The sequence below is a fragment of the Nocardiopsis sp. MT53 genome, from assembly GCF_019598965.1.
Classification (GTDB): domain Bacteria; phylum Actinomycetota; class Actinomycetes; order Streptosporangiales; family Streptosporangiaceae; genus Nocardiopsis; species Nocardiopsis changdeensis.
Genome location: NZ_CP080599.1, coordinates 5,426,413 through 5,442,196, shown reverse-complemented (window position 1 = coordinate 5,442,196; position 15,784 = coordinate 5,426,413). Strand labels below are relative to the sequence as shown.

General features: G+C 76.8%; 12 protein-coding genes. 5 read left to right on the top strand and 7 right to left on the bottom strand.

The features are described 5' to 3' along the window. Positions 1-107: 107 nt before the first annotated feature. Positions 108-1,160 carry an aminotransferase class V-fold PLP-dependent enzyme gene (locus K1J57_RS24000; RefSeq protein ID WP_220560897.1) on the top strand — a complete coding sequence of 351 codons (1,053 nt, stop codon included), beginning with the start codon at positions 108-110 and terminating at the stop codon, positions 1,158-1,160. A 52-nt stretch (positions 1,161-1,212) separates the two neighbouring features. On the opposite strand, the gene K1J57_RS23995 is transcribed toward K1J57_RS24000, so the two are convergent. From K1J57_RS23995 to K1J57_RS23985, 3 genes are all read right to left on the bottom strand, one after another. Beyond that, the gene (locus K1J57_RS23995) at positions 1,213-2,487 is read right to left on the bottom strand and encodes a GNAT family N-acetyltransferase (RefSeq protein WP_220560896.1); all 1,275 of its coding nucleotides are present in this window, start codon (positions 2,485-2,487) and stop codon (positions 1,213-1,215) included. 100 nt (positions 2,488-2,587) lie between these two features. Next, positions 2,588-3,865 (bottom strand): GNAT family N-acetyltransferase, encoded by a 1,278-nt coding sequence (locus K1J57_RS23990; RefSeq protein ID WP_220560895.1) that lies wholly within the window; start codon positions 3,863-3,865, stop codon positions 2,588-2,590. 58 nt (positions 3,866-3,923) lie between these two features. Beyond that, a complete protein-coding gene (locus K1J57_RS23985; RefSeq protein WP_220560894.1) occupies positions 3,924-4,964 on the bottom strand; it encodes a carboxymuconolactone decarboxylase family protein in 1,041 nt (346 codons plus the stop codon). A 111-nt stretch (positions 4,965-5,075) separates the two neighbouring features. Between K1J57_RS23985 and K1J57_RS23980 the strand changes: the two genes are divergently transcribed. Next, positions 5,076-5,690 carry a TetR/AcrR family transcriptional regulator gene (locus K1J57_RS23980; RefSeq protein ID WP_255646551.1) on the top strand — a complete coding sequence of 205 codons (615 nt, stop codon included), beginning with the start codon at positions 5,076-5,078 and terminating at the stop codon, positions 5,688-5,690. A gap of 77 nt (positions 5,691-5,767) precedes the next feature. Next, positions 5,768-6,775, top strand: a complete 1,008-nt coding sequence (locus K1J57_RS23975) for an N-acetylglucosamine kinase (protein ID WP_220565742.1) — start codon at positions 5,768-5,770, stop codon at positions 6,773-6,775. A gap of 246 nt (positions 6,776-7,021) precedes the next feature. On the opposite strand, the gene K1J57_RS23970 is transcribed toward K1J57_RS23975, so the two are convergent. After that, positions 7,022-8,245, bottom strand: coding sequence for an MFS transporter (locus K1J57_RS23970; RefSeq protein WP_220560893.1), 1,224 nt, complete (start codon positions 8,243-8,245; stop codon positions 7,022-7,024). Between the two features lie 151 nt (positions 8,246-8,396). Here K1J57_RS23970 and K1J57_RS23965 point away from each other — a divergent pair, with 151 nt between their 5' ends. Further along, on the top strand, positions 8,397-9,251 hold the full coding sequence (locus tag K1J57_RS23965) for a siderophore-interacting protein (RefSeq protein WP_220560892.1): 855 nt from the start codon (positions 8,397-8,399) through the stop codon (positions 9,249-9,251). Positions 9,252-9,408: 157 nt separating this feature from the next. Further along, positions 9,409-10,296 (top strand): glycoside hydrolase family 19 protein, encoded by an 888-nt coding sequence (locus K1J57_RS23960; RefSeq protein ID WP_220560891.1) that lies wholly within the window; start codon positions 9,409-9,411, stop codon positions 10,294-10,296. A gap of 110 nt (positions 10,297-10,406) precedes the next feature. On the opposite strand, the gene K1J57_RS23955 is transcribed toward K1J57_RS23960, so the two are convergent. The 3 genes from K1J57_RS23955 to K1J57_RS34045 form a co-directional block, all read right to left on the bottom strand. Continuing rightward, positions 10,407-11,765 (bottom strand): NAD(P)/FAD-dependent oxidoreductase, encoded by a 1,359-nt coding sequence (locus K1J57_RS23955; RefSeq protein WP_220560889.1) that lies wholly within the window; start codon positions 11,763-11,765, stop codon positions 10,407-10,409. 72 nt (positions 11,766-11,837) lie between these two features. Beyond that, positions 11,838-12,362 (bottom strand): pyridoxamine 5'-phosphate oxidase family protein, encoded by a 525-nt coding sequence (locus tag K1J57_RS23950; protein ID WP_220560888.1) that lies wholly within the window; start codon positions 12,360-12,362, stop codon positions 11,838-11,840. 34 nt (positions 12,363-12,396) lie between these two features. Further along, positions 12,397-15,672, bottom strand: a complete 3,276-nt coding sequence (locus K1J57_RS34045) for a BTAD domain-containing putative transcriptional regulator (RefSeq protein WP_220560887.1) — start codon at positions 15,670-15,672, stop codon at positions 12,397-12,399. Between the last annotated feature and the right edge of the window lie 112 nt (positions 15,673-15,784).

Here is a 15,784-nt window from a genome sequence, read left to right as displayed (position 1 = left end):
GGCCCGGGGGCACCCGGCCGCCGTCCCGCGCCCTTCCCCGCGACAAGGGCCAATCCCGACCGGAGCGGCCCTTGAACCCGGTTCCCCGCCATGGGGAGCATGGGGGCATGGACGACTCCACCCGTGCCCGCATCGACGCCGCACGACGGCACTTCTCCCCCGGGACCGTGTACCTCAACACGGCCACCCACGGGCTGACCCCCGACACCGCGCTGGACGCGGTGACGCAGTACACCCGCGCCGTGGCCGAGGGGCGGTTCTCCCCGGCCGACGCCGACCCGGGCGTCGAACGCGCCCGCGCCTCCTACGCCCGCCTGCTGGGCGTGCCCGCGGAGAACACCGCGATCGGCGCCTACACCGCCCAGTTCGTCGGAACGGTCGCCGCCGCGCTGCCGCCGGGCGCCGAGGTCGTCGTCGCCGCCCGCGAGTTCAGCTCGGTGGTGCACCCCTTCCTGGCCCGGACCGACCTCGCCGTCCGGGAGGTCCCGCTGGAGCACCTGGCCGACGCGGTCGGCCCGGACACCCGGCTGGTCGCGGTGTCGGCGGTGCAGTCCTCCGACGGGCGCATCGCTCCCCTGGAGGACCTGCTGGCGGCCCGCGACGCCCACGGGGCGCGGCTGCTCGTGGACGCCACCCAGGCGGCCGGGTGGCTGCCGCTGCCCGCCGACCGGATCGACTACACGGTGTGCAGCACCTACAAGTGGCTGCTGGGGCCGCGCGGCGCGGCGTTCCTCACCGGCACCGCGGAGGCGCTGGCGGAGCTGTCCCCGCTCGCGGGCAACTGGTACGCCGCCGAGGAGCCGTGGAACAGCCTGTACGGCGGGCCGCTGGCGCCGGCGCCGGGCGCCCGCAGGCTGGACCTGCCGCCGGTGTGGCCCGCCTGGGCGGGGCTGGAGCGCACCCTGGCGCTGCTGGAGGAGACCGGGGTCGGCGCCGTGCACGCGCACAACGCGGCCCTGGGCGACCTGCTGCGCGCCGGCCTGGGCCTGGAGCCGGCGGGCTCGGCGATCGTGTCCGTCGCCGCCCCGGCGGGCGGGGTGGAGCGGGTGATGGACGAGGGCATCGCGGTGGCCGCCCGCGACGGGCGCCTGCGCGCCTCGTTCCACCTGTACAACACCGAGGAGGACGTGGAGCGGCTGGTCAAGGCGCTCACCGGCTGAAACGGGCCGCCCGGCCCGCAGCGTCCGCTGCGGGCCGGGCGGCCGCCGACGGCTAGAAGATGGACCCGTTGAAGGCCGCGTCCGGACGGTGCAGGGCCGCGTCCAGGCGGGCGACCGCCCCCGGGGTGTGCTCGGTGAGCAGCCCGGCGGCGGCGTAGCCGGTGAGCGGGGTCTGCCCCAGGTAGGCCGCGCCCAGCAGGGCCGCGTCCAGCGACACGTCCGGGGCGGCGTCGGTGGCCTCCACCCGCGCGCCCTCGGGGGACGCCTTCAGCGACCACGTCCCGGCGTTCCACGGCGCGTACCGGTCGGTGACCGCCAGGACCGCCTCCACCGGGGCGGCGTAGGTGCGCTCGGACAGCGCGCCGGGCACGTCCACCAGCCGGAACCAGAGGCTGTTGAAGACCTCCCGGACCAGCCGGTCCCGGTTGCCGAGCAGGTGCACGAGCGGGTCGTCCACCGGCATGAACTCGAACTCGATCCGGGCCGTCAGGTCGCGGTCGAGCAGGTGCTCGTAGAGCAGGGTCCAGGCCGCCGGGACCGTGGCCCGCATCTCCTGGACGTACACCGTCCCGGCCGGGCCGTCCGACTCCCACTTGCTCCGCGTGCTGTACAGGGCGTAGCCCACCGGGCCCTGCGGCCCGCGGACCACGACGGCGTGCTTGGGGCCCCGGCCCTCGCGGTGCTCGGGCTTGTCGCGCAGGGTCCGGTCCCACCAGTGGCCGGGGCGCGCGACCTGGCCGAGCCGGGCGGCGGCGGCCTCCGCGTACACCTGTTCCAGGTCGGAGCGCAGCTCCGCGGCGTAGCCCAGGCGGACCGTCAGCTCCGGGTCGCGGGGTGCGTCGGGGCGCAGCGCGGCGTGCGGCCGGGCGATGTGGGCCTCGGTCTCGGCGACGGCCGGGCCGTAGCCGAAGCGGCCGTAGATGGCGCCCTCGGACGCCCACAGGGCGGCGTATCTGACCCCCGCGGCGTGGATGTCGGCGAGCTGGCGGCGCATGAGGGAGCTGAGCACGCCCCGGCGGCGGTGGGTGGGCCACACGCCCACCCCGGTCACCCCGGCCACGCGGCGCGGCCCGCCGGGCAGGGTCATCTCGAAGCGGAAGTCGTTGGTGGCGCCGACGATCCGCTCTTCGCCGTCGATGTCGTCGACGGCCACGCGGACGCGCTCGTAGCCCTCGGCGTCGTGGATCGGACGCATCCGCTCCAGCATGGCGGGCACGTCCTCGGCGACCAGGAGGGCTTCGCCGATGACCCGGGCCGCCCGTGCGTACTCGTCCCGGTCGGTGCCGCGCACGGTCCACTCGGCGCGCGGGCTGTCGGATGTGGTCATGGTGTTCTTCGCCTTGTCGTTCGGTGCGGTCGGGACGGGATGGGGGCGTTCGGAGCGGGTCGGGGCCCGGCGGACCCGTGTCGGCCGGGGCCCGTCCCGCTCAGAAGCCGGTGTCGCAGCGGGGCGCGCGGGGGGTGTACAGGGCGGTGTCGAGGCGGGCGGCGGCGCCGGGCGTGTGCTCGACGGCGGTGCCGGCGTCGACGTGGGTGGTCACCGGTCCGCGGCCCAGGTAGGCGGAGCCCAGGTGGGCGGCGTCCAGGGACAGGTCGGGGGCCGTCGTGGCGGCCTCCACCCGGGTGTGCTCCCCGTCGGTCTTCAGGTGCCAGCGCCCGGCGTTCCAGGGGGCGTGCCGGTCGGCGACCTCGATGACGGTGTCCAGGGGGTGGGCATAGGTGCGCTCGGCCAGGGCGGCGGGCACGTCGACCAGGCGCAGCCACAGGCTCACGCCGCCGCGGCGGACGGCCTGGGCGGGGTCGGCCAGCAGGGCGGGGAGGGGGTCGTCCTCGGGCAGGCCGACGACCTCGGTCTCCACGGTGAGGTCGGTGTCGAAGAGGTACTCGTACAGGGCGGTGCGGGCGGCCGGGGTGAGGGCGTTGACCTCCCGGACGGAGACCGTCCCGGTGGGCAGGCCGCCCTCGCCGTAGCCGGTGGTGACCCGGTGCAGGGCCGAGCCGACCGGGTGGCCCCCGGCGTCGCGCACGAGGACGGCGCGCAGGTCGGAGGTGTCGGGCCGGGGGCGGGAGAGCATCCACAGGCGCAGCTTCCACCAGTTGCCCTCGCGGGGGAAGCCGCCGGGGCGTTCGGCCTGGGCGGCGCGGTGCAGCAGGTCCAGGTCGGGCAGGACGTCGGCGGGCTCGGCCAGCTCCAGGGTGAGCGAGGGGTCGCGGGGCGCGTCGGGGCGCAGGGCGGCGTGGGCCCGGCTCACGGAGTAGGTGTGCTGGCGGAACGCCCGGCCGTAGCCGTAGCGGCCGTAGATGCCGCCTTCGGAGGCCCACAGGATCGCCAGGTTCTCGCCGCGTCGTCGCAGGTCGGCGAGCTGTTCGCGCAGGAGGGCGGTGAGGATGCCGCGTCTGCGGTGGGTGGGCAGCACGCCCACCCCGGTCACCCCGGCCGCCGGGCGCGGACCGCCCGGGACGGTGAGGGAGAAGGGATGGGAGTTGGTGGTGCCGACGATGCGGCCGCCGTCGCGGACGACCAGGAAGCGGTCGGGCTCGTTGACGGGGTGGTCGCGCTCGGTGTCGAGCAGGTCGTTCAACGGGATGTTGATGGCGGTGGCGAACACCCGGGTGGCCTCGGATATCTCGTCCTCCGCGGGCCGGTCGACCTCCCATCCGGGTCCGTCGGATCGGGGTGTCGCGGGGTGGTGCTCTGCTGCCATGGACCGACCCTCTCAGGACCGCCGCGGGGCGCGCCACTGCTTTTCCGTGTGTCCGCGGTTACGCCTCCCCCGGCTGACCGGCGGGGTGTCGGCGGGCGGCCGCGGCGGCCAGGGAGCGCTGGATCCGGTCGGCGGCGGTGAACGCCCCCAGGACCACCAGGCGCACCAGGTCGGCGTCGGCGGTGCGGCCGGTGGCGGCCCGCCAGGCGGCGACGTCGGCGTCGGCGATCCGGTGCGGGGACAGGGCGGCGAGCACGGCCAGGCGCACGGCGGTCCGATCGGGCGCGTCGAGCCCGTCGGCGTGCGCGCCCACGGGGTCCTCGAAGAGGGCGGGCGGGCGCCCGTCCCAGGCGGCGACGGCGTCCCGCGTACGGGCGCGGACGGTGTCGGGGACGTCCAGGGAGGCGACGGCCCCGGCCAGTGCGGCGTAGGCGGTGCCGACGGGTCCGTCGGCCCAGGCGGGCGGGGCGGCGGCGGTGGCCGGCAGCAGTTCCAGGGAGCGGCCGGGTGCCACGGGCCGGCCGGGGCCGCGGCGCACGGCCGCGCCCAGGACCCGGCGCACGGTCCGGGAGCGCTGGAGGTCACCGGGCAGCAGGCGCTCGACGAGGAGGGAGGAGGTGACGCGGTTGATGATGTGCGTGACCAGGGCGGTGCCGATGAACGCGGCGGTGTGCTCGGCGGGGAAGGGCGGCGCGGGCCGGGGGCCGGGGGTGGGGTCGCCGGTGACGGCGGCCCAGTCGGCCAGGGCCGCCAGGGCGGGGTCGCGGGGGCGGCGGCCCGCCCGGACGGCCTCGGCGGCGGTGTGGTCGCCCCCGGCGTGGCCCAGGGCGGTGTGGGCGTCGACGCAGCAGGGGCAGGTGTTGGCGGCGGAGACGGCGACGGCGACGAGTTCGCGCTCGGCGCGCGGGACCGGCCCGGCCAGTTCGGACTCGCGCAGCAGCGCCCAGACGCACACCAGGAGCTCGGGGGCGCGGGACAGGGTCATGAGGGGGCCGTCGGCGAGCAGGAACTCGTCCTTGATCTGGGCGTAGACGGCGGCGACGGGTCCGGTGGCGTCCTTGGGGGCCACCGGCGAGGTGTAGCGGTAGATGTCGGGCACGGGTCCTCCTCGAACCGCGGGGAGCTATCGCAACTTTTTGTTGCGATAGCTTCAGTATGCGTGCGCCGGACCCCCGCGGCAAAGGAGAATCGGGACGATCCTGGGAGGACGATGACCCACGAACACGACGCCGGCCCCGCCCGGCCGGTGGGGCGCGGGGCCAAGGTGCTGGCCGCCGTCCGCGCCGCCACCCTGGCCGAACTGGGCGAGCGGGGCTACGCCGACCTCAGCGTCGAGTCGGTGGCCCGCCGCGCCGGAGTGCACAAGACCACCGTGTACCGGCGCTGGCGCGACCGGCAGGCGCTGGTCGTGGACGCCTTCGAGCACTTGGCCGCCACGGAGGTCCCGGCTCCCGACACCGGCGCGCTGGCGGGCGACCTGGAGGCCCTGGCCCGCGCCCTGGTCGGCCTGCTCACCTCGCCGCGGGGCGCGGTGATGACCGCGATGCTCGCCGACGCCGCGCGCATCCCCGAGATCGCGCGGGCGCGCGAGCGGGTCTTCGCCGACCGCGTCGAGCACGTCCGGCCGGTGGTGGAACGGGCCGTCGCCCGGGGCGAGGCCCCGCCCGGCACCGACCCGGCGCGGGTCGCCCGCGCGCTGGCCGCGCCGGTCTACCTCAGGCTGCTGGTCAGCGGGGACCCGCTGGACGAGGGGGCCGCGGCCGAGGCCGTCCAGACCGCGCTGGCCGTGGTCGGCCGCCTGCGCGAAGAGTATTCCGACCGCTGAAAGGGCAGTTCCCTCCTGTGACAGCCGTGACCTCTTCGACGACGAAGCGCTCCGACCGCCCCCGCCTGGTGGTGGGGGTGGACGCGGGCGGCACCTCCACCCGGGCCCTGGTCGCCACCCCGGCCGGCGAGCGGGTGGGCCTGGCCCGGGCCGGCGGTGCCAACCCCAACACGCACGGCACCGCGCGGGCGGGCCGGGAACTGGCCCGGGCGGTGGGCGCCGCCCTCGACCAGGCCGGGCCGCGCGCCCGCGAGGACGTGGTGGCCGGGGCGATCGGCCTGGCCGGGGTGTCGGCGCTGCGCGACGACCGGGTGCGCGCGGCCCTGGTGGAGGAGCTGCTGCTGGTCGGCGTGCCGGCGGACCGGATGGTGTTCGTCGGCGACGACGAGGTGGCGTTCACCTCCGGCACCCCCGAACCCGACGGGACGGTGCTCATCGCGGGCACCGGCGCGATCGCGACCCGGATCGAGGGGCGGCGCCGCAGCCGGTCCGCGGACGGGATGGGCTGGCTGATCGGCGACGAGGGGTCGGCGTTCTGGATCGGCCACCAGGCGGCCCGGGAGACCGCCCGCCAGCTGAGCCGGGGCACGGCGCTGAGCCCGCTCGCGCGGATGGTGGCCAAGCGGGTCATCCCCGGCAGGCGGCCGGTCCAGGGGCGCGAGCACCTGCCCGAGGAGCACGCGCGCGCCTTCGCCCGCACGCTGACCGGGCGGCCGCCGATCGGGCTGGCCGAGCTGGCCCCGCTGGTCTCGGAGGCGTTCGCGCAGGGGGACGAGGCGGCCGAGGTGATCGTCAACGCCGCGGCCGGGCACCTGGCGCACTCGGTGCACCAGGTGCGCACGCCCGGGGAGCGGCGGCCGGTGGTGCTGGCCGGCGGGGTGCTGCTGGGGTCCGCGCCGGTGCACGAGGCGCTCACCCGCAAACTGGCGCTGGGCACCGCGGGGTCGCCGCTGTCGACGGCCGGGTGCACCGCCGGGGCGGCGGCTTGGCTGGCGGCCCTGGAGGCCGGGGCCCCCGCCGACGACACCCGCCTGCACGCGGTCTTCACCGCCCCCACCCGCGACGGCCGCAGCGACGCCGCCTGAGGCCCGTCCCCGGCCGCCGGGGGTTTCCGTGAGGCGCCCGGCCGGGTCCTGGAGGCCCGGAGGAGAGGTCCCCGGGGAGGACCCGCGACCGCGAGCCACCCGTCGAGGACCTTCCGACGGGCGGGGGTGCCGGCGCAGGACCGAAGGCTCCCGCCCGCGACGGGTGCCGGGCGAGGCGGGGTGCCGCGACCGCGGGCCGTCCACCGAGGGCGGCGGCCCGGGCGGCGGTGCCGCCCGGGCCGGCCCTCACACCCGCGTCGGGGACGGGGCGGCCGAAGCGCGTTCGCGCGGCCACAGGGCCACGGCCGCCGCGGCCCCGCCGACGGCCAGGACGGCCAGGACGGTCCAGGCGGGCGCGAACCCGGCGGCGGTGCCGATCCACCCGGCGACCGGGTAGGTGACCAGCCACGCCGCGTGCGACAGCGAGAACTGGGCCGCGAAGGCCGCGGGCAGGCTCGCGGGGGCGACCGAGGAGCGGATCACCCGGCCGGTCGGCGTGATGACCAGCGCCATCCCGGCGCCGACGGCCACCCAGACCGGCACCGCGACCGCCCAGGCGGCGATCTGCGCGTACGCCGTCCCCACGGCGGCCAGCACGGCGGTCACGAGGACCGCGGCGCCGGTCATCATGACCGCGCGTTCGGCGACGCGGTCGAGCACGCGCGGCAGGACCAGGGCGACGGCCAGGGTGCCGCCGCCGGAGGCGGCGAGCATCCAGGCGACGTCGGCCTGCGTGCCGCCGAGCTCGTCGCGGACGAAGTTGACGGTGTTGACGACCACGATCGACCCGGACGCGGCGACCACCAGGTTCAGGGCCAGGACCCCGCGCAGCCGGGGGGCGGCCGCGAAGGCCCGGATCCCCGAGGCCAGCCGGTCCCAGACCCGGGTGAGCCCGCTGGGCCGGGCGTCGGGGACGCGGGTCGCCAGGACCAGCGCGGCCGAGGCGGCGAAGCCGGCCGACGTCCCGACGAACAGCCAGTCGAAGGTCATGAACGTCAGCGCGACGGCGGCGAGCACCGGGCTGAGCAGGCTCTCCATGGTGTAGGCCACCTGGGAGGCCGACAGCGCCCGCGTGTAGTCGGACTCACGGGTCACGATGTCGGGGATGACCGCCTGGAAGGTGGGGGTGAACGCCGCGGAGGCGGCCTGGAGGACGCCGATCAGCACGTAGATGTGCCAGATCTCGGTGACGAAGGGTAACGCCAGGACGACCGCGGCGCGCACCGCGTCGAGCAGTGTCAGGAACAGCCGTCTGGGCAGCCGGTCCGCGTAGGCGGCGACCACGGGCGCGATGAGGACGTACATGACCATCTTGATCGTGAGCGCGGTGCCCAGGACCGCGCCGGCGTCCGGGCCCGCCAGGTCGTAGGCGAGCAGCCCCAGGGCCACGGTGGCCAGCCCCGTGCCGAACAGGGCGATGACCTGGGCGGAGAACAGGTTGCGGTAGTCGCGGATGGCGAAAAGTCCCATGGTGGCGCTCCTCGTGGAGTGGTCGTCGTCGAACGCGGTAACCATATACCCCCCCGGGGTATTTCCACCACCTTCTCCGACCACCCGGAGGGGTACCCTGGCCGACGGTGGTGTTAGGTTCGCCTAACACGTTTCGACGAAGGGGGCCGCCGTGACCGAGCGACGGGAACGACCGAAGGTGACCGTGCACGTGGGCCGGGTGGAGGCGGTGGAGCGCCTCACCCCGCACATGGTGCGGGTGGTGTTCGGCGGGGAGGGCCTGGACGCCTTCGCCACCGCCGGGTACACCGACTCCTACGTGAAGCTGCTGTTCCCGCCGCCCGCCGAGGGCGACCCCGAGCCCTACGACGTGCAAGAGATCCGCGAGAGCCGCCCGCGCGAGGAGTGGCCGGTCACCCGCACCTACACCGTGCGGGCCTTCGACCCGGCCTCCCGGCGGCTGACCATCGACTTCGTCCACCACGGCGACGCCGGGCTCGCCGGGCCGTGGGCGGCCGCGGCCCGCCCCGGCGACACGCTGCGCCTGCTCGGCCCGGGCGGCGGCTACTCCCCCGACCCGGACGCCGACTGGCACCTACTGGCGGGGGACGAGAGCGCCCTCCCGGCGATCGCGGCCGCGGTGGAGCGCCTGCCCGAGGGGCGTCCCGCGCACGTGTTCGTGGAGGTCACCGACCCCCGGGAGGAACAGAAGCTGGACGCCCACTCCGGGGTGCGCGTGCACTGGCTGCACCGGGGCGACCGGCCGGTGGGCGCCCTGCTCACCGAGGCGGTGCGGGCCCTGGAGTTCCCGGCGGGCCGGGTGCACGCGTTCGTGCACGGCGAGGCCGGGTTCGTGCGCGACCTGCGCCGGCTGCTGCGCGTCGAGCACGGCCTGCCCAAGGAGGACCTGTCGATCTCCGGCTACTGGCGGCTGGGCCGCGACGAGGACGGCTGGCAGTCCTCCAAGGCCGAGTGGAACAAGCGGGTGGAGGACGAGGAGGCCGCGGCCCTGGCCGACCGCACCTAGGGCCCGCGGCCGCGGTACCGCCGCGGACCGCGTTCTGTCACCGTATCCTCACAATACGTACTACTGGTCTTGACAGGTCTAGACCACACTTGCTTGGGTGACGGCACCCCCTGCGGCGCGCGGTCGGATGCGCGCCGCCCCCGAGGAGTGTGATCACGTGATCCGACGTCTCCTGAGCCAGTTCGCCGCGCTCGGCGCGATGGCGGCCCTGCTCACCGTTCTCCCCGCGACCGCTGCGCAGGCCGCCGTCTGCGCGGCGCCCTGGAGCGCCTCCGCCGTCTACACCGGCGGCAAGACGGCCTCCTACGAGGGCCGCAACTACACCGCCAAGTGGTGGACGCAGAACGAGCGCCCCGGCGCCTCGGACGTGTGGGCCGACCAGGGCCCCTGTACCGGCGGCGACGGCGGCGAGCAGCCGGGTCCGAGCGACTTCATCGTCACCCAGGCCCAGTTCGACCAGATGTTCCCGAACCGGAACCCCTTCTACACCTACAGCGGCCTGGTCGCCGCGCTGAGCTCCTACCCGGCGTTCACCAACACCGGGAGCACCGAGATCCGCAAGCGCGAGGCGGCCGCCTTCCTGGCCAACGTCAGCCACGAGACCGGCGGCCTCGTCCACATCAAGGAGACCAACGAGGCCAACTACCCCCACTACTGCGACCGGAACCAGCCCTTCGGCTGCCCGGCGGGCCAGGCCGCCTACTACGGCCGCGGCCCGATCCAGCTCAGCTGGAACTACAACTACAAGGCCGCGGGCGACGCCCTGGGCATCGACCTGCTCAACAACCCCTACCAGGTCGAGCAGAACGCCTCGGTCGCCTGGCGGACCGGCCTGTGGTACTGGAACACCCAGACCGGCGCGGGCTCGATCACTCCGCACAGGGCCATCGTCGACGGCCACGGCTTCGGCGAGACGATCCGCGCGATCAACGGGGGCCTGGAGTGCAACGGGGGCAACCCGGGGCAGGTCCAGAGCCGGATCGACAAGTTCACCCGGTTCGCCCAGATCCTGGGCACCACCACCGGCTCGAACCTGGGCTGCTGACCTCCCGGGCGGGTCCGAACGCCCGTGGAGAGCAGCCGGTCCGGCGGTACAGAGCGGGGGCGTGCCCGGCCGTCCGGCCGGGGGCGCCCCCGCTCCCCCGTCCTGCGGCGCTACAGGTCCAGCTCTTCCAGCGCCGCCACGTAGCCCTCGTTGAAGGTGGGGAACTGCGGCGTGGAGTCGATGAGGTAGCCCACCGGGATCCGCGCGCGGATCGCCAGCGCCGCGGTGTTGATCCATTCGGAGACCATCGGCCCGAACGCCCACGCCCCCACCAGCACGCCCTCGGACCGGTCGGCGATCACCCCGAGGGTGCCGCGCGGGTCGGTGGCGTGGGTCCAGGGCCGGGCCAGGGTCTCGGGCAGGTCGATCTCGGCGGTGGCCACGTCGATCCCCCGGTCCCGGGCCTGCTCGGAGGTGAGCCCGACCCCGGCGATCTCGGGGTGGGCGAACACCACCCGGGGCACCCCCGTGTAGTCGGCGCGGCGGTCCCCGCCCAGGATGTTGGCGGCCACCAGCCGCCCCTGGTACTTGGCGACGTGGGTGAACATGGCGCGGGCGGTGACGTCGCCGACCGCCCACAGCCCCGGGGCGACCCGGCAGCGGTCGTCCACGGGCAGGGCGCCCCGGTCCGTCTCCACGCCGAGGTCGGCCAGGCCGAGCCCGTCGCCGCGCGGCCTGCGCCCCGTGCCCAGCACGAGGACGTCGGCGCCGACGCGCTCCCCCGAGCCCAGCACCGCCGCGACGCCGTCGCCGTCGGCGGCCGCCGAGGCCACCTCGGTGCCCAGGTGGACGGTGATGCCGTCGCGCTCGAACTGCTCGGAGACCAGTTCGCACAGGCGCGGGTCCTCGCGGTCCAGCAGCCGGTCGCCGCGCTGCACGAGGGTCACCGCCGCCCCCATGCGGGCGAGGAACTGGCCGAGTTCGACGGCGACCGCTCCGCCGCCCACCACCAGCGCCCGGCCGGGGATCCGGGTCAGGGTGGTGGCCTCGCGGTTGGTCCACACCCGGTCCGGGCCCAGGCCGTCCAGGCCCTCGACGGGCGGGCGCACCGCCTCGGAGCCGGTGGCGACCACCACGTGGTCGGCGGTGTACTCCCGCCCGTCGACCGCGACCCGCCAGGGGTCGCGGCCCACGACGCGGGCGGCGCCCTTGAGGACCAGCGCCCCCTGGTCCCGGTACCCCCGGACCTGCCGGGAGTCGTCCAGGTGGCGGATCATCTGGTCGCGGTAGGCGCGCAGCGCGGGCCAGTCCAGGCCGGGCCGGTCCAGCCCGGCGGCCTCCTCCGCGTCGGCCCGGGCCTCGGGCGGGCGGATGAGCGTCTTGCTGGGGATGCAGGCGTAGTACCCGCACTCGCCGCCGATGAGCTCGCGCTCCGCGACGGCCACCCGTTTGCCGGCCTTCAGGAGCCGGTCGGCGACGACCTCGCCGCCCGGTCCCATGCCGATGACGATGGCGTCCAGGTGCTCCATTGGTGTCCTCCGCTCGCCGGGTCCCCACCGATGGTGTCCCCTGCCGGCCCGCACCGGGTGCCCGACACGCGGTCACCACCGGGGTTCGCGGGTCCAGATGCGGGCGGGGACACCGGTGACCAGGTCGCGGCCGCGCAGCACCTGCACGCGCCAGGGGTCCACCCGAAGCACGGAGAGCTCCGGGTCGTCGGGGCCCTTCCAGAACCCGGACGGGTCGTAGCCGGCCCCGGGCGGGCTGCCGTAGCGGTACAGGTCCCAGACCCGGCGGCGGTCGGCGGGGTCCTCGGTCCAGGCGGCGGTGGCGTCGACGGAGGCCGTGTTCTGGGTGGGGTTCCAGTAGGAGAAGGTGACGTGCGGGTTGTTCGCCAGGTGGGCGGCCTTGACCGGGGTGCGGTAGGTGGCCAGCCAGCCCCGGGGCTCGTCGCCCTCGGTCTCCCAGACGGGGATGAGGACGCGGGTGCGGGGCCTGCCCTTGGCGTCGACGGTGACCATGGTGGCGTAGTTGATGGAGCCGACGATGGCGTCGAAGTCCTCGCGGAGGTCGGCGAAGGTGTGGACGCGGCCGCGGCGTCGGGTGGCGGTGCTGTCATCGTTCATGGCACCACCGTGCGCCGCGCGGCTCCGGGGATCCTCAGGGTCCGCTCAGGGCCTCCCGGTCCGCCGGGGCGACGGGGCCGGAAGGGCCGGAGGGGCCGGCGAGCAGCGCCTCGGCCCCCTCCACGGCGCCCCGCGCCGTCTCCCGGGCCAGCCCCTCCGTCCCGAGGGCCCGCCGGATCCGGTCCTCGATCCGGGCCACGTCGTCGCGTTCGGCCTCGGGCAGCGGCACCCCCACCGAACGGCGCAGGGCGTCGGCGGCGCCGAGCAGCCGGGCGGCGTGCCCGGCCCGCCCGGCCAGGGAGCGCGCCCCGGCCAGCCCCTCCAGGGCCAGGGCCAGGGCGCGGGGGTCGCCGGTGCGGCGGGCCGCCGCCAGCCCGCGCAGGTGCAGGTCCTCGGCCCCGGCGGCGTCGCCGTCCAGCTCGGCGGCGAACCCCAGCTCGGCGAGGATGAGCGCGGCCCCGAAGTCCGAGCCCGACTCCAGGTGCCAGTCCAGCCAGGCCTCCAGGTGGGTGCGGGCGGCCGCCAGGTCGCCGCGGCGGCGGGCCACCAGGCCCAGGCCCAGCACCGCGGACTCCTCCCCCACCACGTGCCCCTGTTCGGCGGCCACCCGGCGGGCCCGCTCGTGGAGTTCGGCGCTGCGGGTCAGGTCGCGGCGGAGCAGGGCGATGCGGCCCAGGGAGGTGAGGCGTTCGCCGACCTCGGTCCACAGGCCCAGGTCCTCGGCGGTGCCCAGGGCCTCGCGGTGGTGGCGTTCGGCGGCGTCCAGGTCGCCGGCGGGCTCGGCCCGGGAGGCGAGCAGGAAGGAGGCCAGGGCCTGGCCCCACCGGTCGCCGAGGTCGGTGAACAGCGCCCGGGCGCGATCGCCGCGGCGCAGGACGGCGTCCAGGTCGCTGCGGCCGAAGGCGCGCCGGGCCAGGGTCGCCGCGGCCGCGGCCTCGCCCCAGCGGTCCCCGGTGCGGACGAAGAAGGCGTGCAGGTCCTCCAGGCCGGCCTCGTCCCCGCCGCCGAACCCGGTGCGCACGTGGGCGAGGAACCAGCGGGCCCGCGCCTCGCCCGCGGCCGGCTCGCCTACGGGCTCCGGGACGGGGCCCGCGTCGCGGCCCAGGCCGTGGCCCAGGGCGGCGCGCCACAGCAGGGCGGTGCGGTGCAGCGGGTGGTCCGGGGCGCCGGGCAGGTGCAGGGCGGTGTCCAGGGCGCGCACGCCCTCGGCCAGGCGGCCGCGCATCACCCGGTACCAGGCCAGGGAGACGGACAGGCGCAGGGCCGCGTCGGCGTCCCCCTCGGTGCGGGCGGTCTCCAGGGCGCGGCGCAGGTCCGCGCCCTCGGCGTCCAGGGCGTTCAGCCACCTGCGCTGGGCGCCGGTGCGCAGCAGGGGGTCGGCCCTCTCGGCCAGGGCGAGGTGGTGGTCCAGGTGGCGGCGGCGGACCCGCTCCTCCTCCCCGGCCTCGCGCAGCCGCTCCGTCCCGTAGAGCGCGACGGACTCCAGCAGCCGGTAGCGGGGGCGGGCCTCGCGCGAGGCGGTGACCAGGGAGCGGTCGACCAGCCGGGCGAGCAGGTCGGGCACCTCCGCGCGGGGGACACCGTCGCCGGAGACGACCTCCTCGGCCGAGGCCAGGGAGGCGCCGTCGGCGTGCACGGCCAGGCGGCGCAGCACGGCGCGCTCGGGGCCGGTGAGCAGCTCCCAGCTCCAGTCCAGGGCGGCGCGCAGGGTGCGGTGCCGGTCGGGGGCGTCCCGGTAGCCGTCGGTGAGCAGGGCGAACCTGTCGTCGACGCGGTCGGCGAGCTCGTGGACGCCCAGGGCCCGCACCCGGGTGGCGGCCAGCTCCAGGGCCAGGGGGACGCCGTCGAGGCGGCGGACGATGGAGGTGACGGCGTCGGCGTTGTCGTCGGTGACCGCGAACCCGGGGGCCGAGGCGGCGGCGCGGTCGGCGAACAGGCGCACCGCGTCGGCCTCGGGCAGGGGCTCCACGGCGTGCAGGTGCTCGGCGGCGATGCCCAGCGGCACCTGGCTGGTGACCAGGGCGCGCAGCCCGGGGGCGGCGGCCAGCAGGGCGGACAGGACCGGGGCGAGCGCGGCCGCCACGTGCTCGGCGTTGTCCAGCAGCAGCAGGGCGTCGCGGGTGCGCAGGGCGTCGGCCAGCCGGGTGGTGCGGGTGCCGGGCGGGGCGGTGAAGGGGCTGGTCCCGGAGGAGTCGTCGCGCACCCCCAGGGCGGCGGACAGCGCCTCCACCACGGCCGCCTCGGCGCTGTCGGCGTCCTCGCCCGGGCAGGCCCCGGCCAGGTCGACGGGGTGGACGCCGCCGGGGGCGGCCTGTGCGGCGGCGGCCAGGGCCAGCCGGGTCTTGCCGACGCCGCCGGGGCCGGTGAGGGTGACCGCGCGGGCCCGCTCCAGCAGGGCGAGCACCCGGGCGAGGTCGTCCTCGCGGCCGACCAGCGGGGTGAGGGGCACGGGCGGGTCCGGCGGGGGCGGCAGCCGCGGGGCGTCCCCGCCGGGTGCGGGCGGTGCCGGGATGCCGGGGACGGTGTGCGTCCCCGGGGCGGCGGCGGGCGCCGCGGGGGCGTCCAGGCCGGGATCCTGGGCGAGCACGGCCTGGTGCAGGGCGGTCAGCTCCGGCCCCGGGTCCAGGCCCATCTCGTCGGCCAGCAGGTCGCGCAGCCTGCGGTAGGACTCCAGGGCCAGGGTCTGGCGGCCGGACCGGTACAGGGCGAGCATGTGGGCGGCGCGCAGGCGCTCGCGCAACGGGTGCTCCTCCACCAGGTCGCCGAGCCCGTCGGCGACCGCGGCGTGCTCCCCCAGGTCCAGGCGGGCCCGGGCCTGGTCCTCCAGCGCGGTGAGCCGCCGCTCCTCCCAGCGCAGGACGGCGGCGCGGACGAAGTCGTGGTCGGCCAGGTCGGCCAGGGCCGGCCCCCGCCACAGCGCCAGGGCGTCGCCCAGCAGGCCCACCCGCGCGGCCGGGTCGGCGGTGTCGCGGGCCCGGCCCAGCAGGTCCTCGAAGTCGCGCGCGTCCAGCCGGCCGGGGGCGGCCTCCAGCAGGTAGCCGGGGCGGCGGGAGACCAGCAGGGCGCGGCCGCCCGGCTCCGCGGCGTCCAGGACCCGGCGCAGCTGGGAGGCGCGGGTCTGGAGCGAGGCGGTGGGGTCGGCGGGCAGGTCGGCGCCCCACAGGTCGTCGACCAGCCGGTCGGCGGGCACCACCCGGCCCGGCTCGATGAGCAGCGCCGCCAGCAGCAGGCGGACCTTGAGCTCGGGCACCCGGACCGGCTCCCCGCGCTCGTCCCACACGGCCAGCGGCCCCAGCACCCCGAATCTCATGATCCGAACTCTAGGGGTCCTCAGGGCCGGCCGCGCCGCCGCCCTGAGTCCGCCCGAAGGGTTTCCGGAGCCCGGGCCGCCACGGTGGTGACCGTTCGATCCGATCCGCGAA